Annotated in this window: 18 protein-coding genes and 1 tRNA gene; 5 read left to right on the top strand and 14 right to left on the bottom strand. The window is 63.9% G+C overall.

All coding sequences use genetic code 11. From position 1 onward, the window contains the following. Positions 1-13: 13 nt before the first annotated feature. Entirely contained in the window at positions 14-1060 is a 1047-nt protein-coding gene (locus QQS38_RS01495) for a microcin C ABC transporter permease YejB (RefSeq protein WP_479643599.1), read from the bottom strand. Positions 1061-1113: 53 nt separating this feature from the next. Next, entirely contained in the window at positions 1114-3021 is a 1908-nt protein-coding gene (locus QQS38_RS01500) for an extracellular solute-binding protein (RefSeq protein ID WP_479643600.1), read from the bottom strand. A gap of 110 nt (positions 3022-3131) precedes the next feature. Here QQS38_RS01500 and fabI point away from each other — a divergent pair, with 110 nt between their 5' ends. Further along, complete coding sequence (fabI, locus tag QQS38_RS01505; protein WP_479643601.1) at positions 3132-3926, top strand: enoyl-ACP reductase FabI; 795 nt, start codon at positions 3132-3134, stop codon at positions 3924-3926. Between the two features lie 235 nt (positions 3927-4161). Here the strand turns inward: fabI and QQS38_RS01510 are convergent, their stop codons facing one another. The 9 genes from QQS38_RS01510 to ehuR form a co-directional block, all read right to left on the bottom strand. Next, positions 4162-4503, bottom strand: coding sequence for a PXPV repeat protein (locus QQS38_RS01510; RefSeq protein WP_479643602.1), 342 nt, complete (start codon positions 4501-4503; stop codon positions 4162-4164). Positions 4504-4635: 132 nt separating this feature from the next. After that, positions 4636-6024, bottom strand: coding sequence for an aminotransferase (locus tag QQS38_RS01515; RefSeq protein ID WP_479643603.1), 1389 nt, complete (start codon positions 6022-6024; stop codon positions 4636-4638). A gap of 18 nt (positions 6025-6042) precedes the next feature. After that, the gene (locus QQS38_RS01520; protein WP_479643604.1) at positions 6043-7521 is read right to left on the bottom strand and encodes an NAD-dependent succinate-semialdehyde dehydrogenase; all 1479 of its coding nucleotides are present in this window, start codon (positions 7519-7521) and stop codon (positions 6043-6045) included. 123 nt (positions 7522-7644) lie between these two features. Continuing rightward, positions 7645-8136 carry an Lrp/AsnC family transcriptional regulator gene (locus tag QQS38_RS01525; protein WP_479643605.1) on the bottom strand — a complete coding sequence of 164 codons (492 nt, stop codon included), beginning with the start codon at positions 8134-8136 and terminating at the stop codon, positions 7645-7647. A gap of 12 nt (positions 8137-8148) precedes the next feature. Then, complete coding sequence (gene doeB, locus QQS38_RS01530; protein ID WP_479643606.1) at positions 8149-9174, bottom strand: N(2)-acetyl-L-2,4-diaminobutanoate deacetylase DoeB; 1026 nt, start codon at positions 9172-9174, stop codon at positions 8149-8151. A 4-nt stretch (positions 9175-9178) separates the two neighbouring features. Continuing rightward, the gene (gene doeA / locus QQS38_RS01535; protein WP_479644075.1) at positions 9179-10387 is read right to left on the bottom strand and encodes an ectoine hydrolase DoeA; all 1209 of its coding nucleotides are present in this window, start codon (positions 10385-10387) and stop codon (positions 9179-9181) included. Positions 10388-10408: 21 nt separating this feature from the next. Beyond that, positions 10409-11410, bottom strand: a complete 1002-nt coding sequence (locus QQS38_RS01540) for a cyclodeaminase (RefSeq protein WP_479643607.1) — start codon at positions 11408-11410, stop codon at positions 10409-10411. Then, on the bottom strand, positions 11403-12377 hold the full coding sequence (gene eutB, locus QQS38_RS01545) for a hydroxyectoine utilization dehydratase EutB (protein WP_479643608.1): 975 nt from the start codon (positions 12375-12377) through the stop codon (positions 11403-11405). Before eutB ends, QQS38_RS01540 begins: the two co-directional genes overlap by 8 nt. An 81-nt stretch (positions 12378-12458) precedes the next feature. Continuing rightward, a complete protein-coding gene (gene ehuR, locus QQS38_RS01550) occupies positions 12459-13868 on the bottom strand; it encodes a MocR-like ectoine utilization transcription factor EhuR (protein WP_479643609.1) in 1410 nt (469 codons plus the stop codon). Positions 13869-14091: 223 nt separating this feature from the next. Here ehuR and ehuB point away from each other — a divergent pair, with 223 nt between their 5' ends. The 4 genes from ehuB to ehuA all read left to right on the top strand — a co-directional run bounded on the left by ehuB (position 14092) and on the right by ehuA (position 17226). Further along, positions 14092-14943, top strand: coding sequence for an ectoine/hydroxyectoine ABC transporter substrate-binding protein EhuB (gene ehuB / locus QQS38_RS01555; RefSeq protein WP_479643610.1), 852 nt, complete (start codon positions 14092-14094; stop codon positions 14941-14943). A 60-nt stretch (positions 14944-15003) separates the two neighbouring features. Then, positions 15004-15672: an ectoine/hydroxyectoine ABC transporter permease subunit EhuC gene (gene ehuC, locus QQS38_RS01560; RefSeq protein ID WP_479643611.1), complete on the top strand. Its 669-nt coding sequence runs from the start codon at positions 15004-15006 to the stop codon at positions 15670-15672. After that, positions 15669-16328 carry an ectoine/hydroxyectoine ABC transporter permease subunit EhuD gene (ehuD, locus tag QQS38_RS01565; RefSeq protein ID WP_479643612.1) on the top strand — a complete coding sequence of 220 codons (660 nt, stop codon included), beginning with the start codon at positions 15669-15671 and terminating at the stop codon, positions 16326-16328. The genes ehuC and ehuD overlap by 4 nt, the downstream gene beginning before the upstream one ends. Positions 16329-16401: 73 nt before the next feature. Further along, entirely contained in the window at positions 16402-17226 is an 825-nt protein-coding gene (gene ehuA / locus QQS38_RS01570) for an ectoine/hydroxyectoine ABC transporter ATP-binding protein EhuA (RefSeq protein ID WP_479643613.1), read from the top strand. 23 nt (positions 17227-17249) lie between these two features. On the opposite strand, the gene QQS38_RS01575 is transcribed toward ehuA, so the two are convergent. The 3 genes from QQS38_RS01575 to QQS38_RS01585 form a co-directional block, all read right to left on the bottom strand. Beyond that, on the bottom strand, positions 17250-17438 hold the full coding sequence (locus QQS38_RS01575) for a hypothetical protein (RefSeq protein ID WP_479643614.1): 189 nt from the start codon (positions 17436-17438) through the stop codon (positions 17250-17252). Between the two features lie 191 nt (positions 17439-17629). After that, positions 17630-17723, bottom strand: a tRNA-Ser gene (locus tag QQS38_RS01580). 182 nt (positions 17724-17905) lie between these two features. Continuing rightward, complete coding sequence (locus QQS38_RS01585; protein WP_479643615.1) at positions 17906-19156, bottom strand: aspartate kinase; 1251 nt, start codon at positions 19154-19156, stop codon at positions 17906-17908. Positions 19157-19456 lie beyond the last annotated feature (300 nt).

Here is a 19456-nt window from a genome sequence, read left to right on the forward strand (position 1 = left end):
ACGTGATTCAACGTCATCGCTCCAATTGTTCGAATTGAATTCGCGGATCGACCCAGACGTAGCACAGGTCGGACAGCAGCTTCGTCGCGAGCCCGATCAGCGTGAAGATATAGAGCGTGCCCAACACGACCGGATAGTCGCGGCGCACGACGGATTCATAGGAAAGCAGGCCCAAGCCGTCGAGCGAGAACAGCGTTTCGATCAATAGACTGCCCGTAAAGAACGCCCCGATGAACGCCGCCGGGAAACCCACCACGAGCGGCAGCATGGCATTGCGAAACACGTGCTTCCACAGCACGCGCCGCTCGCTCAAACCCTTCGCGCGCGCGGTCAGCACATACTGCTTTTTGATTTCGTCCAGAAAGGCATTCTTCGTCAGCATCGTCACCACGGCAAAGCTGCCGACGACCGAGGCCGTGACCGGCAACGCAATGTGCCATAGGTAATCGGCGATCTTTCCGCCCACGCTCAATTGCGAAAAGTTGTCCGACACCAAGCCACGCAGCGGGAAAATCTGTAGGAACGAGCCGCCGCCGAACAGCACCAGCAGCAATACACCCAGCACGAAACCGGGAATCGCATAGCCCACGAGCACGATCAAGCTCGTCGCCAAATCGAACGGCGAACCATTGCGCACGGCCTTGGCGATGCCGAGCGGCACCGATATCAGATAGGTGAGGAAAAACGTCCACAGCCCGATGCTGATCGACACGGGCAGCTTCGAGACGACGAGCGACCAGACGCTTTGATGATGGAAGTAGCTCTGGCCGAGATCGAAGCGAGCGAAGCGCGAAAGCATCAACCAATAGCGCGTGAGGGGCGGCTTGTCGAAGCCGTACAACGCTTTGAGTTGCGCGATCTGCTGAGCGTCGACCCCCGCGTTTGCGCGCAAGCCGAAGGGCCTGGCCTGCCCTTCTTGCACCGCCCCCTTGCGAAGCTCATAGGCCGCTTGCTCCACCGGGCCACCCGGCACGAACTGAATGACGGCGAAGGTGAGCGTCAGCACTCCGATCAGCGTCGGAATCATCAGCAGCAATCGCCTGAGGATGTAACTCCACATAAACGTGCACCCGAAAATGAGCTAAGCGAAACCGGAGCATGGCCCGCAATGCGCTAGTTCGCCGCGGCAGCGCTGCCGCCCGGCGGCGACGGCGCGAACCACCATGTCGAGACGATCCAATCGCTCGCCGAATAGTACAGCGGCAGCGTGGCCGGATACCGCAGCGTGCGCTTATAAGCGATGCGGTGAGTGGTGCTGAACCACTGCGGCACGACGTAATAGCCGTGCATCAGCACGCGGTCGAGCGCGCGCGCCGCATCGACGAGTTGCTCTCGCGTCTGCGCATGCACCAGCGTGCGCAATATCGCGTCGACGGCGGGCGACTTCAACCCCATCAGGTTGTCCGAGCCTTGCTCGTCGGCGGATTTGCTGCCGAAGCGCGACACCTGCTCCGTGCCCGGGACTTGCACGTCCGGGTAGCGCAGCGACGTCATGTCGAAGTCGAACGTATCGAAGCGTTTTTGAATCAACGCAAAATCGACGGTGCGAAAGTTCGCTTCGATGCCGAGCTTCTTCAGGTTGCGAATGTAGACGCTTGCCACCGGCGCCATCGATGCCCCCGAATCATCGAGAATCTCGAAGCGAAACGGCTCTCCTTGCGCGTTGCGCAGCGCGCCGTCGCGATAGTGCCAGCCTGCTTGGGCCAGCAGCGCGCGCGCTTGGAGCAGATTGGCCCGGAGCGAGCCGGGCGGATCGGTGCTCGGCTGCACCGTCATCGGCCCGAACACCGCGGGATCCAGTTGCGCGCGCAACGGGTTCAGAATCGCAAGCTCGCCCTGGCTCGGCATGCCGCTCGCCTGTTGCGCACTATCGGCGAAATAGCTGTCGAGCCGGGTGTAGCCGCCGAAGAACAACTGCCGGTTCAGCCATTCGAAATCGAACGCGAGATCGAGCGCTTGGCGCACGCGCACGTCCTGGAACAGCGGACGTCGCAAGTTCATCACGAAGCCTTGCATGCCGGCGCCGTTGTGCTGGCGAAACTCGCGCTTGATCAACTCGCCGTTGTCGAAGCGCTTGCCCACATCGCGTCGAGCCCAATTGCGCGCAATGTACTCCACGAGCGCATCGTATTCCCCGGCCTTGAACGCTTCGAGCCGGGCCGTGCTATCGGCGTAGAGCTTGTAGGTGATGCGATCGAAGTTGCCCGTGCCGACCCGCACGGGCAACGCGGCGCCCCAATACGACGGGTTGCGCCGATAGGTGATCGTGCGGCCCGTGTCGTAGTGATCGATGACGTACGGCCCGCTGCCGATCGGCTGCTCGAAGGCGAGCTGGTCGAACGGGATGCGCGTGCCGTCGGGCCGCATGCCCCATTTGTGCGAGAAAACGGGAACGCCGCCCGCGATCAACGGCAGCTCGCGATTGGGCTGGCGAAACTCGAAGCGGATCGTGGCGGCATCGACGACGACGGCGCGCGCGATATCGCCGTAAAACACCGCGAACTGCGGTGCGGCCTGCTTGCTCTTGAGCGTGTCGAACGAGTATTTGACGTCTTCGGCCGTGACGGGATCGCCGTTCGAAAAACGCGCACGGGGGTTCAGATGAAACGTGACCGAGAGGCGATCGGGCGCGACGCGGATATCGTCGGCGAGCAGCCCATAGGCGGACGCCACTTCGTCGGAACTTCCCGTCGTCAAGCTTTCGAACAGCATCTCGATGCCGGGCGCCGGGTTGCCGCGCATCGTGAACGGGTTGAACTTGTCGAAGCTCGTGAGCCGGTTCGGATTCGCCAGCACGAGCGTACCGCCTTTTGGCGCCTGCGGATTGACGTAATCGAAATGCTTGAAGCCGGCCGGGTACTTGGGCTCGCCGAATTGAGCAATGGCGTGGACGGCCATGGCCGGGCGCGCCGTACCGAATGCCCAAGCAAGACAGCATGCGAACAGCAGACGCCAAGCGAGGCGCGCGCGGGTGTTTCGTGGCGCAAGCGGGCGCCGGCCTGGAGTCGTCGTCACCGTCATCGGATGATCATAAGTGCCAATGTGAGAGAATTCTACCCAAACCGATACCCGCCACCGCTGTGCGGCGCTTGCGCGCACGGCGCCCGGCACTGACAACGCTAGGAGAATTCATGGGCTTTCTCGCTGGAAAACGCATTTTGCTGACCGGTCTGCTGTCGAACCGCTCGATCGCCTACGGCATCGCGCAAGCTTGCAAGCGCGAAGGCGCGGAACTCGCCTTCACGTATGTCGGCGATCGCTTCAAGGACCGCATCGTCGAATTCGCCGCTGAATTCGGCAGCGAACTCGTGTTTCCTTGCGACGTAGCCGACGACGCACAGATCGACGCGCTCTTCGCCTCGCTGCGGGAGCACTGGCCCACGCTCGACGGTCTCGTGCATTCGATCGGCTTTGCGCCGCGCGAAGCGATCGCCGGGGATTTCCTCGAAGGCATGACACGCGAAAACTTTCGCATCGCGCACGACATCTCGGCCTATAGCTTCCCTGCGCTCGCGAAGGCGGCGCTGCCGATGCTGTCGGAGAACGCGTCGCTGCTCACGCTCTCGTACCTCGGCGCCGAGCGAGTCATCCCGAACTACAACACGATGGGCGTCGCGAAGGCCGCGCTCGAAGCGTGCGTGCGTTACATGGCCGGGGCCGTCGGCCCCAAGGGCGTGCGCGTGAACGGCATTTCGGCCGGCCCGATCAAGACGCTGGCCGCCAGCGGGATCAAGGGCTTCGGCAGAATCCTCGAATTCGTCGAGCAAAACGCGCCGCTCAAGCGCAACGTCACGATCGAGCAAGTCGGCAATACCGCCGCCTTCCTGCTGTCGGACCTCGCGAGCGGCGTGACGGCCGAGATCATGCACGTCGATAGCGGCTTTCACGCCGTCGTCGGGGGGATGGTGGGCGAAGCGGCCGAATGAAGCTGGCGGCGTACGCCGCGGCCGGCGCATGCCCATAAGCGCGCCGGAGCGCACTCTCGCAGCCTGAAAAGAAAAACCGCCTCGGCGTGCGCCGTAGGCGGTTTTTCTCTATCCGGCACGCCCCGATGGCGGTGCGCGCCGGTGCTCTTCCCTGATTGCCCGCCGTTCAGCAGGATTTGTTGCGGCCGACCGCGTAGCGATTGCCCACCGGCGGGCGACCGAAGCGAGCCGCCCGTCAGCGATCCCACCCGCGATGCTCGCCGTGCCCCCATCCGTGCCCGCGATCGTGGTCATGATCCCAACCACGATGATGGCGATCCCAGTCGTCGCGGCCCCACCAGCGGCCGCCGTCCCAATAGCGGTCGCCGTGCCAGCCGACGATGATCGCCGGCGCGGCGTAGACGGGGGCCGGCTGATAAACGACGGGCGGCGGCGCATAGACCGGAGCCGGTGTGACATAGACCGGCGCGGGAACGCCGATATTGACGCCGATGTCGACTCTCGCCATCGCCGCCGTGGATGCGCCGATAGCCAGCGCGCCGGCCGCCAACGAAACGATACGGGCAACGGATCTCATGGATTCACCTGTGATTGCGTAGCATGGTTGGATCGAACTATAGCTCGGCGCAATCAATAGGCGTATTTCAAACTTGTAACTCTTGCTGCAGAACGGCGGACGGCGAAACACTTACGGCTGAGTAGCCGGTGCTCAGCGTGCCGCAACCTGATCGGCGACCTCGTCGACCGCGGCTTTGACGATCGTGACGATCTCGTCGACTTCGGCGCGCGTCGTCACGAGCGGCGGCGCAAAACCCAGGATGTCGCCGTGCGGCATGGCGCGCGCGATCACCCCGCGCTGCAGCGCCGCGGCCGAAACGCGCGGCCCCACCTTGAGCGCGGCGTCGAACGGCGTGCGTGCGTCGCGCTCGGCCATGAATTCGAGCGCCGCCAGCATGCCCGCCCCCCGCACTTCGCCCACGAGCGGATGCGCGTCGAACTCGGCGTGCAAACGTTCGAGCAGATAACCGCCGACTTCGGCCGCATTGCGCGTCAGATTTTCGCGCTCCAAGATGCGCAGGTTCGCGAGCGCCGCCGCCGCGCAGACGGGGTGTCCCGAGTAGGTCCAACCGTGTCCCATCGCGCCGTGCTCTTTCGAGCCGCGATCGATGACGCCCCACACCTTCTCGCCCACGATCACGCCCGACAGCGGCGCGTAGGCGCTCGTCAAGCCCTTCGCGATCGTGATCAAGTCCGGCTCGATGCCGTAGTGCTGCGAACCCATCTTGGAGCCGACGCGGCCGAAGCCGCACACCACCTCATCGGCGATCAGCAGAATGTCATGCTTGCGCAGCACGGCCTGAATCGCCGGCCAGTAGCCCGCGGGCGGCACGATGATGCCGCCCGTGCCCATCACCGGCTCGCCGATGAATGCGGCGATCGTGTCCGCACCTTCGCGCGCGATGAGCTTTTCGAGCTCATCGACGCAATAGGCGACGAAGCGCGCTTCGTCCATGCCGGCCGGCGCCTTCCGATACCAATGCGGACACACCGTGTGCTTGACCCGATCGATCGGCAAGTCGAAATGCTGATGGAAACTCGGCAAGCCGGTGAGGCTACCGGTGACGATGCCCGAGCCGTGATAGCCGCGATCGCGCGAGATGATCTTCTTCTTGTTCGGCCGGCCGAGCACGTTGTTGTAATACCAGACGATCTTGACTTGCGTCTCGTTCGCGTCGGAACCCGACATGCCGTAATAGACCTTCTTCATCCCGACGGGCGACCAATCGATGATGCGCGACGAAAGCTCGATGATCGCATCGCTCGAGTGACCGACATACGTGTGATAGTAGGCGAGCGCTCTGGCCTGCTCGTACATCGCTTCGGCCACCTCGGTGCGGCCATAGCCGATGTTGACGCAATACAGGCCCGCGAACGCATCGATGTATTGCTTGCCTTGATGGTCTTCGATACGGATGCCTTTGGCGTCGCGAATGATCTTTCCCGCGAGCGCACCCGTTGCGTGGTCGTGGGCATGCGTCGACGGATGCATGAAGTGCGCGCGGTCTTGCTGAAACAGTTGTTCGATCGATTGCGTCATGATGACTCCTGATATGCGTTAGGCGAGGGCCGCGACAGGCAGGCCCAAATTGCCGAGACAGAAATATTTGGTTTCGACGAAAGGCTCGAAACCTTCGAAGCCGCCTTCGCGGCCGAGGCCCGAGGCCTTCATCCCACCGAACGGGATCGGCGCGCCGGTGAACTTCACGCCGTTGACCGACACCATGGCGAAATCGAGCCGGCGGATCAGTTGAAAGATCGTGTCGACGTTCGTCGCGCACACGTACGCGGCAAGCCCGTACTCGGTGTCGTTCGCGCGGGCGAGCGCTTCCTCGATCGTGTCGAACGGCGACACCGCGGAAATCGGGGCGAAGTTTTCTTCGTCGTAAATGCGCATGCCGGGCCGCGCGTCCGCGACGACGGTCGGCTCGACGAACCATCCGCCGCGCTCGTGCGGCCGCCCTCCGGTCAGGATTCGCGCGCCCTTGGCGCGCGCGTCTTCGATCCGAGCAAGCGTGCTCTCGAACGCGCTCCGATGCATGAGGGGCCCGACGTCGACGCCCGGCTCGAAGGCGGCGCCCACCTTCAGCGCCCGCACGGCTTGCGCATATCGGTCGACGAATGCGTCGTAGAGCGGCCGCGCGACGAGAATGCGGTTGGCCGCGCAGCAGTCCTGCCCCGATGTCTGGAATTTCGCCACGACCGCAATGCGCACCGATGCATCGAGATCGGCGTCTTTCGTCACGATGAACGGCGCGTTCCCGCCAAGCTCCAGCGCCAACTTCTTGATGCCCGCCTGGGCCGCGGTTTGCGCAACGAGCTTGCCCACGCGCGTGGACCCGGTGAAGCTCACCGCACGCACGCGCGAATCGGATACGAGCGTCTCCATCGCCATTTGCGGCTCGCCGAGCACGACGTTGAACACGCCCGCCGGGAAGCCGGCCTCTTCGGCGAGCTGCGCGAGCGCCAGCGCCGTGAACGGCGTTTCGTGCGCAGGTTTGACGACGACGGTGCAGCCGACGGCGAGCGCGGCGGCCGCCTTGCGCGTGATCATCGCAACCGGAAAATTCCACGGCGTGATCAGCGCCGCCACGCCGACCGGCTCCATCAACGTGGCCAGATGCGCGCCGTCGATGTGCGTGGGAATCGTGCGGCCGGCGAGCCGCTTCGCTTCGTTGGCAAACCAGTCGACGAAGCTCGCCGCGTAGCGCACCTCGCCGCGCGCCTCCTCGAGCGGCTTGCCCTGCTCGAGCGACAGCAGCGTCGCCAGGTCCTCGGCATGCCGAACGATCAGCGCGTGCCAGCGCAGCAGCGCCGCGCTGCGCTGCGCCTGCGGCACCCAGCGCCAACTTGCGAACGCCCGGTCGGCCGCATCGACCGCGGCGACGATCTGCGCGCGCTCGAGCATCGGCACGTGGCCGATCACGGATTGGTCCGCGGGATTTTGGACCGCGATCGTCGACGCGCTGTCGCTATGCGTCCAATGGCCGTCGACGTAACACACCGATTTGAATAGAACGGGGTGCCCGAACTTCATGTCACACACTCCTGCTCAGCGTTGAGATGACATTCATTCTGTCGCGGTCGCCGCTCGCGAAGTTTCTGTTTGAAGGACCCCGTTCACACGTTTTTTCTGTCCGAGGCCTTCGCCACGCGAGTTTCAAGCGCCGTTCGGGAAATGCTCGGGCGCGTCCGGGATCGGGCCGGGCGCATCCTTGACGACTTTCGTCACCACATACGTGAAATACCGCTCGATTCCGAGGTCTTCGCCAAGCAGCGCATCGATGAAACGTTGATAGCGATCGATGTCGCGTGCGACCACGTGCATCACGTAATCGATGCCGCCGCCCGTCGCGTGGCACTGGATCACCTCGCTCGCCGCCGAGATGCGCGCCTCGAATCGGCTAAGGTCGTATGCGGTGTGACGCGAAAGCGTGACTTCCACGATGATCCGGCTGCCGCTGAACGCACCCACCCAATCGATGTCCGCGCGATAGCCGCGAATCACGCCGCTCTCCTCGAGCTTGCGCACGCGCTCCCACGCTGGCGAAATCGACAAATTCACCTCTTCCGCGAGCTTCGATTTCGTGATGCGGCCATCGCGCGCGAGGATGCGCAAGATGGCGACGTCGTAGCGGTCGAGCTTGATCACGGCGGCCTCGATTCAACCTGCGGTGGCGATCCCGCGCTCGATGACGTCGGCGACGACGGCAATCGTATCGCCCGCTTTCACGAGCCCCGGAAAATGCCGCGCGGCGACGATGCCGTCGCGCTTCGCGCGATATTCGACGCCGGGATTGCCCAAGCGCACCGTGTCGTAGACGCGCGCCAGCAGATCGCCGCGCCCCACCGTCTCGCCTAGGTCGCGGCACATTTCGAGCAGCCCCTCGTGCTCGCTCGTCGTGAAGCACGATGCGTCGGGCATGTCGAGCAGCGTCGTCGTGAGCGGCTCGTTCTGCGCCCGAGCTTCGCCTGCCAGCACGCCGGCATAGCGCAAGAACCCTTGCACGCCGCGCTCGGCGACGGCGACGCTTCGTGCCGTGCAGGTGCCGCCCCCTCCAAGCTCGGTCGTCACGAAGACTTTGCCCGCCTCCTCGACCGCGCTATCGAACAGCCCCACGCTGTCGAGCTCGAGCATCCGCATCGAATAAGGCGCACCGAACGCGAGCATCGCGCGTTCGCAGCGCGCTTGTTGTTGCGCATCGGGCAGCAAGTGAATCGCGGCGAACGGCACGAAATCGAGCGTGCGCCCGCCGGCATGAATATCGAGCACATAGTCCGCAAGCGGCAGCAGATGACGGTGGAAGTAATCCGCGATCTTCTCCGTGACGGTGCCGTCGGGCTTGCCGGGGAAGCTGCGGTTCAAATTGCCCGCATCGACCGGCGAGGTGCGCGTGCCGGCCCGAAACGCCGGATAGTTCATGAACGGCACGATGATCACGCGCCCGCGCAGCTCGCTCGCCTTCAGGGTACAGGCGAGCTTGGCCAAGGCGACGGGGCCCTCGTATTCATCGCCGTGGTTGCCGCCGGTGAGCAGCACGGTGGGCCCCTGCCCGTGCTTGACGACCGTGATAGGAATCATGATCGCGCCCCACGCGGAATCGTCGCGCGAGTACGGCAATTTCAGGAACCCGTGCTGCTCGCCGTCCGCGTCGAAATCGACCGTCGGCGTGATGGGTGAAGCGCGCATCGAGTCACTCCTTGACGAACAGCTTGCGCGGCGTGTTGCAGAAGGTCTCGACGCCCGTTTGCGTGATGAGAATGCTCTCGGTGATTTCCAGGCCCCAATCGTCGAGCCATAGGCCCGGCATGAAGTGGAAGGTCATGCCCGGTTCGAGGACCGTCTGGTCCCCGGGACGCAAGCTCATGGTGCGCTCGCCCCAGTCCGGCGGATAGCTCGCGCCGATGGGGTAGCCGCAGCGGCTATCCTTTTCGATGCCCGATTTGCGAAGCACCGCAAAGAACGCGTTTGCGATGTCCTCGCAACGATTGCCAGGCTTCGCGGCGGCAAGGCCCGCTTCGATGCCTTCGACGATCGCGTTCTCCGCATCCAGAAAATGCCGCGGCGGCTTACCCAGATACACCGTGCGCGATTGCGGGCAGTGATAGCGTTTGAAGCATCCGGCGATCTCGAAGAACGTACCGGCGTTCGCCGTGAACGGGGAGTCGTCCCAGGTCAAGTGCGGAGCGGCCGCGTCGGAGCCCGTGGGCAGCAGCGGCACGATGGCGGGATAGTCGCCGCCGTATCCGTCCACGCCGGTGATCCCCGCCGAATAGATCTCGGCCACGAGATCGCTCTTTCTCACGCCCGGTTCCACCACATCGACGATGCGCGCATGCATCTTCTCGACGATGCGCGCCGCGATGCGCATGTATTCGATCTCGCGCGGCGACTTCACGGCGCGTTGCCAGTTGACGAGACTCGTCGCATCGACCCACTGCGCGCGCGGCAAATGCTGCTGCAACGAGCGGTAGGCCGCGGCGCTGAAATAGTAGTTGTCGAGTTCGACGCCGATCCGCAATGCGTCCCACCCGCAGGCCGCGATCACTTCTTTCGACAAGTAATCCATCGGATGGCGAACCGGCGACTGCACGTAGTGGTCGGGATAGCCGACGATGCGCTCGTGCGGCATGAACACCGTGCGCTTCGCGCCGTTCGAGTCCTGGCCGCGGCCGAACCAGAGCGGATCGCTGTCCATGGGCAGCAGCACGCACTGGTGAACATAGAACGACCAGCCGTCGTAGCCGGTCAGCCACGCCATGTTGGTCGGATCGGTGACGATCAACAGATCGATGCCGGCGCGCTGCATCGCGCGGCGCGTCTTGGCGATTCGCGTGGCGTACTCGTCGCGCTCGAACGCAAGGCGCGGTTCGACGCGGGTGGATTCCGCCTGCTGCTCCATCTCAGTGGACATCGCTTCCTCTCAGGGTGTCGTGTCGTTGTGGAAAATCGTTCCCGCACGCGCGGCGCGCACTCGCTCCAGCGCGAGCACCGCGATGGCGGTGTCTTGAGCGCCCGTGCCCGTCAGATCGCATACGGTGATGTCGTCCGCGCTCGAGCGACCGCTCGCGCGCCCGGCCGCGATCTCGCCGAGTTCCGGGAATGGCGCGTCGGCGGCCACCGCCCCGGCCCGCACCGCGTGCGCGAGTTCGCCGATCACGCGCACTTGCGCGAGACGGTCGCATACGTAGCGCACGCGCTCGAACACCGATGGCGCGAGCTCGGTCTTGTAATCGGCATCCGCACCCATCGCCGTCACATGCAGGCCGCGATGAAGGTCTTGGGCTTCGATGAGCGGTGCGCGGCTCGGGGTCGTCGTGATGGCAACGTCGGCTCGAGCGAGCGCCTCATGCACGCTGTGCGCGACGACGCATTCGACGTCGAAGCGCGAGCGAACGTGCGCTGCATACGCGGCCGCCTGCTCGGCATCGCGCGCCCAAACCGCGACCTGCTCGATCTTGCGCACGAGCATCAACGCCTGCAGTTGCAGCCGCGCCTGTTCCCCCGCTCCGATCACGGCGGCGTGCCGCGCATCGGGGCGTGCAAGCCAGCGCGCCGCGACGGCGCCCGCCGCCGCGGTGCGCACCGCCGTCAAGTAGCCGTTGTCGAGCAACACGGCCTCGGTCAGTCCCGTGGTCGCGGACAGCACGAGCATGAGGCCGTTCAAGCTCGGCAAACCGAGCGCGGGATTGTCGAAGAACCCCGGGCTCACTTTGATGGCGAAACTGCCCAAGCGCGGCAGGTATGCCGTTTTGACGTCGACCTCGCCGTGCCGCTCGGGCAGCGCGAGATTGAGGACCGGCGGCATTACCACGGGCTCGGTCGCGAGTGAGACGAAGGCGCGTTCGATTTGATCGACGGCGGCCAGGTCGAGCGCAACGAGCGCGCGCAATTGCGCCTCGCCGACAATCGTGATGTCAGGCATCTGCGTTCTCCATGACGATGCGCCGATGCGCATCCATATCGATGTTGGCGCCGCTCACCACGATGACGATCGGTCCATGGCGCGCGGCGATTCGCTGCTCGAGCAGCGCCGCGATGCCCACCGCCGCGGCGCCCTCCGCGATGAGTCGCTCCTGCCGGTATGCGTGAACGATGCCGCGCGCAATCGACGGCTCGTCCACCAGCACGATTTCATCGGCGAGATCGTGCGTCATGGCGAACGTGTAGCGGTTCTCGAGCCCGATCCCGCCGCCTAGCGAATCGGCTAGCGTTTCCACCTCCTCGACCGCGATCGGCATGCCGGCCGCGAGACTCGCATGCATGGCGGCGCCGCGCGCCATCGACACGCCGATCGCGCGCAGATCCGGGCGTATGCCTTTCGCCGCGAATGCCGTTCCGCTAAATAAGCCCCCGCCCGAGAGCGGGACGACGAGCGTCGCGGCATCGGGCAACGCCTCCAAGATCTCGAGTCCGATCGTCGCCTGCCCGGCGATCACGCGTAGATCGTCGAACGGCGCGACGAACGCGTAGCCCTCTTCTTGCGCCATGCGCAGCGCTTGAACCTGAGCGTCGTCCTGGCTGCGGCCCGCGATCACGATGCGCGCACCGAGCGCCGCGACGGCATCGACCTTGTTCTTCGGCACGAGCGACGACATGCAGACGGCGGCCTCGATGCCGAGCGCCCGCGCGGCGTAGGCAAGCGCGCGCCCATGATTGCCCGTCGACGCGGTGACCACCCGGCGAACCCCGCTCTGCGCGATCTCGGCCAAGGCGTTGGTCGCGCCGCGCACCTTGAAGCTGCCGGTCGGTTGGGCGGTCTCGAGCTTGAGGTAAACGGGCGCGCCGGCAAGGGACGACAGCGACGGCGATTCGACGAGCGGCGTGTGCGCTACTCGCCCCGCGAGGCACTGCCGCGCACGAAAGACATCCGCGAGAGACAAATTGGACATGGGCCGCTACCGCAAAGCATGATCGATGCGGCCAAGTCTAATGTTGCGAAAAATGCTTCCCGAATGTCCTAGGACATCAAATCACAAGAAATCGTGAACATGCGGAAACTGCTCGAAGACTTCGGCAATGACGCCGAGCGCGGCCGCGAATGCGGGCTCGCTCACGTCCGCGCCGAGGCACAAGCGAACCGCGTTGGGCCGCTCGGCCCCGCTCACGAGGAAAGGGTCGGGTGAAGTCACCGCAATTTGGCGATTGCGCAATTCACGCACCACGCGGTCCGCCTGCCAGTGATCGGGCACGCGCAGCCACGCGGACACCGCATTCGGATGGCTACCGAGCACGTACTTGCCAAGGACGGCCGTGAGTACCGCGTGGCGCGCCGCGAGCCGCGCGCGCTGCAACTCGACCAGGCGCCGCGCCGTGCCGTCGGCGATCCAGCGCGTGGCCACTTCGGCGATGACGGTCGTCGCCATCCACGAACTGACGCGCAGCACGCTCTCGCAGCGCAGCGCAAGACGCCGGGGCATCGCGAGGTAGCCCGTGCGCAACCCGGTTAAGACGGACTTGGTCATGCTCGTGCAGTAAAACGCCAATTCCGGAATGAGGCTCGCGATCGGCGTATACGTCTTCTCCGGCAGCGCGCCGTATACGTCGTCTTCGATGACATACACGCCATAGCGCTCGGCGATGCGGGCGACCGCGCGACGACGCGCGTCGGTCATCACCGAGACGGTCGGATTATTCAGCGTGGGGGTGCAAACGAGCGCAGAAATGCGCTCGCTGTCGCACATCTCTTCGAAATGTTCCGGCCGCAACCCGTGCTCGTCGATCTCGAGGCCCTTGAGCGTGAAACCGAGCACGTTCGCCGAGCCGATCACCCCATGATCGGTCAGGCTTTCGCACAATACGGTGTCGCCGGGACCGACGAGCGATGCCAGCGCGAGAAAGATGCCGTGCGCCGCGCCATTGGTCACGAGCAGCGAATCGGCATGGGCAGGCATGTTGAGCGACTCGAGCCAAGCGACACCCGCATGGCGATGCCGTTCGAACCCGGCAATCGGGCGGAACGCGCGAATCCACGGCTGGTCTTCCACGCCGGCGAGGGTCGCGCAGACTTTGCGCCACGCCTCGTCGTGCTCGGGCGTATGAACCATGCGAGCGATCGAGAAGTCGACGACTTCGCGCTCGGCGGTATCGAGAATGTAATTGGACACGCGATCGGTGAGCCGCCCCGCAACGAAACTGCCGCGCCCGACCTCGCAGCGAATGAGCCCTTGCCGCTCCAACTCCTTGTAGGCGTTCGTGACCGTTTGCACGCTGATGCCGAGTTCGGCCGCCACCTCGCGCTGCGGCGGCAAGCGTGCGCCGGAGAGAAGCACCGCGCTTTCGATTTCGCCGGCGATCGCCTTGACCAAGCGCTTATATTTCGATTCGACGCCATGCACGGAATCCACCGCATCGCGCCATGCCCTGCTCGTTCCTTGTGTCATGCTCATCTCCGTCGCTGTGCGGCAATGGTCGCTCCATCTGCGCCCGAAAAATAATTGTCCTAGAGCAATCGAAAAGAAAAATATGGCTCGGTATGCTGCATTCGACTGGTGTTGCGATACGCCAGTGCGTTGTTCTGCAAGGGTTTTCCACTAGACCGCGACGGCAGGCGGGCACCGGCGGCCGCGGTGAATCAGTCAACCAACGGGAACGGAACGGATCGACATGAAACTGAATAGACTGACTGGCGCTCTCGGCATGCTCTGCGCAATCGCCGGCCTGATCGGCGCAACGCCCTCGGCCCGCGCGGAAACCACACTGCAGCGGATCCAGCGCACCGGCGTCGTGCGCATCGGCTACGCGAACGAAAAACCGTTTGCGTATACGCTGCCGAACGGTGAAGTCACCGGCGAATCTCCCGAGATTGCGAAAAAGATCTTCTCCAAACTCGGCGTCAAGAAGGTCGATGCCGTGCTGACCGAATGGGGATCGTTGATCCCGGGCCTGCAGGCTGGGCGTTTCGATGTGATCGCGGCGGGGATGTACATCACGCCGCAGCGCTGCACGCAAGTTGCGTTCGCCGATCCCCAATATCAGATCGGCGATACCTTGCTGACGCTGCCCGGAAATCCGAAGCGCCTCGACAGCTATACGTCGGTCGCGAAGAACCCCGAGGTGAAGCTGGCGGTCATGGCCGGCACGGTCGAACTCGGCTACGCGCGCGAGGCAAGCATCAAGGACTCACAGATCCTGCAAGTGCCCGACACCACGGCGCAACTTCAAGCGGTGCGCTCTCACCGGGCGGACGCGGCGGTCGGCACCGCATTGACGATGAAGGATCTGGCCGCGAAGATGCCGGGGCAAGTTGCGACCGTCGACAAGTTCGTCGACGATCCCAAGCACATGGGCTATGGCGCCCTTGCATTTCGCAAGGACGACACCGATCTGCGCGATGCGGTCGACAAGCAATTGCATGCGTGGCTCGGCACGCCGGACCACTTGCAGACCGTGGCGCCGTTCGGCTTCGACAAGTCCAACGTGACCGATAAGACCGCGGCCGAACTGTGCCGCGAGTAAACGCGATCCCCGCGGCCCAGTCGCGGGAATCGGCTTCGCCTCTCTTTGCCAGGAGCCGCCATGGGTGATCTGGAACAATTGCTTCCGCTGCTCGCGAAAGGCGCTGCCGTCACGGTGGAGATCGCCGCCTGCGCGATCGTGCTGGCCCTGTTCATGGCCTGTTTCGCGAATGTGCTGCGAGCCGCGCCATGGCGGGCCGTGCGTTGGAGCGGCAACGTCTACGTCGAAGTGTTTCGCGGCACGTCTCTGCTCGTGCAGCTTTTCTGGTTCTTCTTCGTGCTACCGTTGCCTCCGTTCAATGTCGCGCTGACGCCCTTCACCGTGGCTATCGTCGGGCTGGGGCTGCACTACGGCGCATACGGTTCGGAGATCCTGCGCGGTGCGCTGCGCTCGGTGCCGCACGGCCAGTTCGAAGCGGCGCTCGCGCTCAATATGTCGCCGGCTACGCGCATGCGCCGGATCATCCTGCCGCAAGCCATGATCAACGCGCTGCCGCCCGCGACCAATCTCATGATCGAGCTGATCAAGGGCACCTCGCTCGTCTCGCTCATCACGCTTTCCGACCTGACCTTTCGTGCGCGCCAGCTCGACGAGGCCACCCTCGAAACCGCGAAGATTTTCGCGCTGACGCTCCTCATCTATTTCGCCCTCGCGCAATGCCTCGTTGCGCTCATGCGCCGCGTCGAACTCCGATTCAGCCACGGCGCCGCCCGGAGAGCCGCACGGTGAACACCTTCTTCGACCTTCATTACGCCGCGCGCATCCTGCCCGCGCTCGCCCGCGCCAGCTTGTATACGATCGGCATCACGCTCGTCGGATTCGCCATTGCGCTCGTGCTCGGTCTCGTGCTCGCGTTGCTGCGCCGCAGTCCCATTGCGGCGATTTCGCGCACGACCGGCTTCGTCGTCGAGTTCGTCCGCAGCACGCCTTTGCTGATCCAGGTGTACGTGATCTTCTACGTGGGGCCGCTGTACGGCCTCGTGATCAGCGCGCTGACCGCGGGCACGATCGGCATCGCATTGCACTACGCGTGCTATGTCTCGGAAGTCTACCGAGCGGGCCTCAATTGCGTCGCACGGGGACAGTGGGAAGCGGCGTGCGCGCTGTCGCTCTCACGCTGGCGCACCTATACCGGCGTCATCTTGCCGCAAGCCATCCGCCAAGTCATACCGGCGCTTGGCAACTACCTCGTGGCCATGTTCAAGGACACGCCCGTGCTGTCCGCGATCACGGTCGTCGAATTGATGCAGCAAGCCAAGAACCTCGGCTCCGAAACCTTTCGTTATCTGGAACCGATCACGATGACCGGCGCCTTCTTCCTTGCGATCAGCCTGACCTTCGCCGCAGGCGCGCGCCACCTCGAAAAACGTTTGCGCTTGCCGTGAGCATGTGCGCGATGCGCGGCACCGGAGTCCGATGATGGTTGAGTTCACGCAAGCAGAACATCAGGAGCAACAGATGAAACGCGATCCTTATCCCGCGGCGGACGCGGCAGCGGGCACGCAGACGGAACGGCCGATGGTGCGTTTCGCCGGCGTCACCAAGCGTTATGGCGCACTGACGGTGCTCGACGGCCTCGATCTCGATATCGCCACCAACGAGAAAGTGGCCGTGATCGGCCCGAGCGGATCGGGCAAGTCGACGCTATTGCGGGTGTTGATGACGCTCGATGCGGTCACCGACGGCTTGATCGAGGTGGACGGCGAACCGCTGACGCACATGATGCGTGGCGGCAAGCTCGTACCGGCGAGCGAAGCGCACGTGCGTCGTGTCCGCAGCAAGATCGGCATGGTGTTTCAAAGCTTCAATCTATTTCCGCACATGACGGCCTTGCAGAACACGATCGAAGCCCCGATCCACACGCTCGGCATGTCGCGGCGGGAAGCGACCGAACGCGCACGCGAGCTGTTGTCGCTCGTCGGCTTGGCGGAAAAATGCGATCACTACCCTTCGCAGTTGTCGGGCGGCCAGCAGCAGCGCGTGGCGATCGCGCGCGCGCTCGCTATGCGGCCGAAGGTCATGTTGTTCGATGAAGTCACCTCGGCGCTCGATCCCGAGTTGTGCGGCGAAGTGCTCAACGTCATTCGCCGCCTCGGCTCGGAACACAATTTGACCATGCTGATGGTTACGCATCAGATGGGATTTGCGAAAGAGTTTGCCGATCGCGTCTGTTTCTTTTCGCAAGGCAAGATCATCGAACAGGCGCCGCCCGCGCAATTCTTCTCGTCGCCGCAGCACGAACGCACGCGGCAGTTCCTGCGCGCGGTGCGCGAGGCGATGTGAGCGACGGATAGGACGCCGTCGCCCTAGTCGTGGATTGCCGTGAAGTCGAGCAAGATCTTGCAGCTTTCCGACGGCTTTTGCTCCCAGGTAAGAACGCACTCCTTCATCGCACAACCGCCGCATTTACGCCGCTTCATCTTGATCACGAGAGCTTCACGATTTGTTGCCCACTCGCCCTGCTCGGCAGCGCCTTCTATGCGATTCTTGTTCATCGGCCCGCGATTTATGCTCCACGCTTCCTCCCCACACTCGGTCGCCCTCATGCAGTTGCGCTTCACTTCATTCGCTGTGACCAGCTTGTGGCGGGACTTGCACCCGCAGGAGTGCGCCCATGCTGGGCGCACAACAAAAACCCCGCAGAACCGAGATTCTGCGGGGTTTCCACCGCCATATACCGAAGTACTGGCGGAGACGGAGGGATTCGAACCCTCGATCCAGGTTTTGGCCCAGATGCTCCCTTAGCAGGGGAGTGCCTTCGACCTCTCGGCCACGTCTCCCAAACTTGTCGTTGCGCCGGGAGGCAGCGCAACGAGACCAAGATAATAACGGGAACGGTTGCGCAGGTCAATTTGTGCGATGCATTTTTTTACGGCATCGCCCACTCGCACCTGCGGCACCTGCGGCCGCGCACGCGCGCCCGGCCGACACCCGCTCATGACGGACGCAAGACAGCCTCGGCTTACACCTGATCGAGTTCGAACGCTTTGTGCAGCGACCGCACGGCCAATTCCATGTACTTCTCGTCGATGAGCACCGAGATCTTGATTTCGGAGGTCGAGATCATCTGAATGTTGATGCCCTCTTCCGAGAGCGTGCGGAACATCTTGCTGGCAATGCCGACGTGCGAGCGCATGCCCACACCCACCACCGATACCTTCGACACACGCGGATCGCCCACGACTTCCTCGGCATTCACGTGACCCTTCACGTGATTGACCAAGATATCCATCGCACGCTGATAATCGCCGCGACCGACCGTGAACGTGAAGTCGGTCTTGCCGTGCACGCTCTGATTTTGAATGATCATGTCGACGTCGATGTTCGCGTCGGCCACGGGCCCGAGGATCTGATAAGCGATGCCCGGCTTGTCGGGCACGCCGCGCACTGCAATGCGCGCTTCGTCGCGTTGGAACGCGATGCCGGAGATGACTGCTTTTTCCATGGTCTCGTCTTCTTCAAAAGTGATCAGCGTGCCCGATTTCATTTCTTCCTCGAGCGGAATCATCGGGTCGGTCAAGCTCGACAGCACGCGCGTCTTCACGCGGTACTTGCCCGCGAATTCCACGGATCGGATCTGCAGCACCTTCGAGCCGAGGCTCGCCATTTCCAGCATTTCTTCGAAGGTGACGCGATCGAGCCGGCGCGCTTCTTCGACCACGCGCGGATCGGTGGTGTACACACCGTCGACATCCGTGAAGATCAAGCACTCGTCCGCCTCGAGCGCCGCGGCAACGGCCACGGCCGACGTATCCGAACCGCCGCGGCCCAGCGTCGTGATGTGCCCTTCGGGATCGACGCCCTGAAAGCCCGTGATCACGACCACTTTGCCCGCGTCGAGTTCGCGCACCACGCGCTCGCCATCGATTTCGCTGATGCGCGCTTTCGTATAAGCGCTATCGGTCTTGATCGGCACTTGCCAGCCCGCATAGCTCACGGCTTCGATGCCGATGTCTTGCAACGCGATCGACAAGAGGCCCACGCTAACTTGCTCGCCCGTCGCCGCGATCACGTCGAGCTCGCGCGGATTGGGCTGGCTCGAAATCTCTTTGGCGAGACCGAGCAAGCGATTGGTTTCGCCCGACATCGCGGAAGGCACGACGACCATCTTGTGCCCGGCCTTGTGCCACTTCGCGATGCGCTTTGCGACGTTCTTGATGCGCTCGACCGAGCCCATCGAGGTGCCGCCGTATTTATGTACGATGAGTGCCATTGTCGTTCTGAACTGGAGGAGGAACCGCGCCGATGCGCCAAAAGCAGTACCGCAAGACTGCCGTTCGGTCTCGCGGCCTCGTGAGCGCTTCGACGACGACGAAGGATGGCTGCGAAAGCGTGGGTGCAGCATGCGCGGATTTGCCCGGATGCGAAGCGCCTGCTGCGGGCGCCTATGGCCGGCGCGGGTAGCGCGCAGATAGGCGGCGAATGCGCACAATGCGCGCAAACGGCTGCGAAAGCGGATCGGGCGAGCCTTCGAGCGTACTTGATCGACGACGAAAAAACAAGCACCGGGCGC

It is taken from the genome of Trinickia sp. Z7 (genome assembly GCF_056498045.1).

What these genes read in the sequence shown, in the direction of transcription:
- eutB (WP_479643608.1), bottom strand. Translation starts at nt 12,377, where the DNA reads ATGTCCAATTTGTCTCTCGCGGATGTCTTTCGTGCGCGGCAGTGCCTC.
- QQS38_RS01500 (WP_479643600.1), bottom strand. Translation starts at nt 3,021, where the DNA reads ATGACGGTGACGACGACTCCAGGCCGGCGCCCGCTTGCGCCACGAAAC.
- ehuB (WP_479643610.1), top strand. Translation starts at nt 14,092, where the DNA reads ATGAAACTGAATAGACTGACTGGCGCTCTCGGCATGCTCTGCGCAATC.
- QQS38_RS01495 (WP_479643599.1), bottom strand. Translation starts at nt 1,060, where the DNA reads ATGTGGAGTTACATCCTCAGGCGATTGCTGCTGATGATTCCGACGCTG.
- doeB (WP_479643606.1), bottom strand. Translation starts at nt 9,174, where the DNA reads ATGCGCGCTTCACCCATCACGCCGACGGTCGATTTCGACGCGGACGGC.
- QQS38_RS01585 (WP_479643615.1), bottom strand. Translation starts at nt 19,156, where the DNA reads ATGGCACTCATCGTACATAAATACGGCGGCACCTCGATGGGCTCGGTC.
- doeA (WP_479644075.1), bottom strand. Translation starts at nt 10,387, where the DNA reads ATGGAGCAGCAGGCGGAATCCACCCGCGTCGAACCGCGCCTTGCGTTC.
- QQS38_RS01515 (WP_479643603.1), bottom strand. Translation starts at nt 6,024, where the DNA reads ATGACGCAATCGATCGAACAACTGTTTCAGCAAGACCGCGCGCACTTC.
- QQS38_RS01510 (WP_479643602.1), bottom strand. Translation starts at nt 4,503, where the DNA reads ATGAGATCCGTTGCCCGTATCGTTTCGTTGGCGGCCGGCGCGCTGGCT.
- fabI (WP_479643601.1), top strand. Translation starts at nt 3,132, where the DNA reads ATGGGCTTTCTCGCTGGAAAACGCATTTTGCTGACCGGTCTGCTGTCG.
- ehuR (WP_479643609.1), bottom strand. Translation starts at nt 13,868, where the DNA reads ATGACACAAGGAACGAGCAGGGCATGGCGCGATGCGGTGGATTCCGTG.
- ehuA (WP_479643613.1), top strand. Translation starts at nt 16,402, where the DNA reads ATGAAACGCGATCCTTATCCCGCGGCGGACGCGGCAGCGGGCACGCAG.
- QQS38_RS01520 (WP_479643604.1), bottom strand. Translation starts at nt 7,521, where the DNA reads ATGAAGTTCGGGCACCCCGTTCTATTCAAATCGGTGTGTTACGTCGAC.
- QQS38_RS01575 (WP_479643614.1), bottom strand. Translation starts at nt 17,438, where the DNA reads ATGAACAAGAATCGCATAGAAGGCGCTGCCGAGCAGGGCGAGTGGGCA.
- QQS38_RS01540 (WP_479643607.1), bottom strand. Translation starts at nt 11,410, where the DNA reads ATGCCTGACATCACGATTGTCGGCGAGGCGCAATTGCGCGCGCTCGTT.
- ehuC (WP_479643611.1), top strand. Translation starts at nt 15,004, where the DNA reads ATGGGTGATCTGGAACAATTGCTTCCGCTGCTCGCGAAAGGCGCTGCC.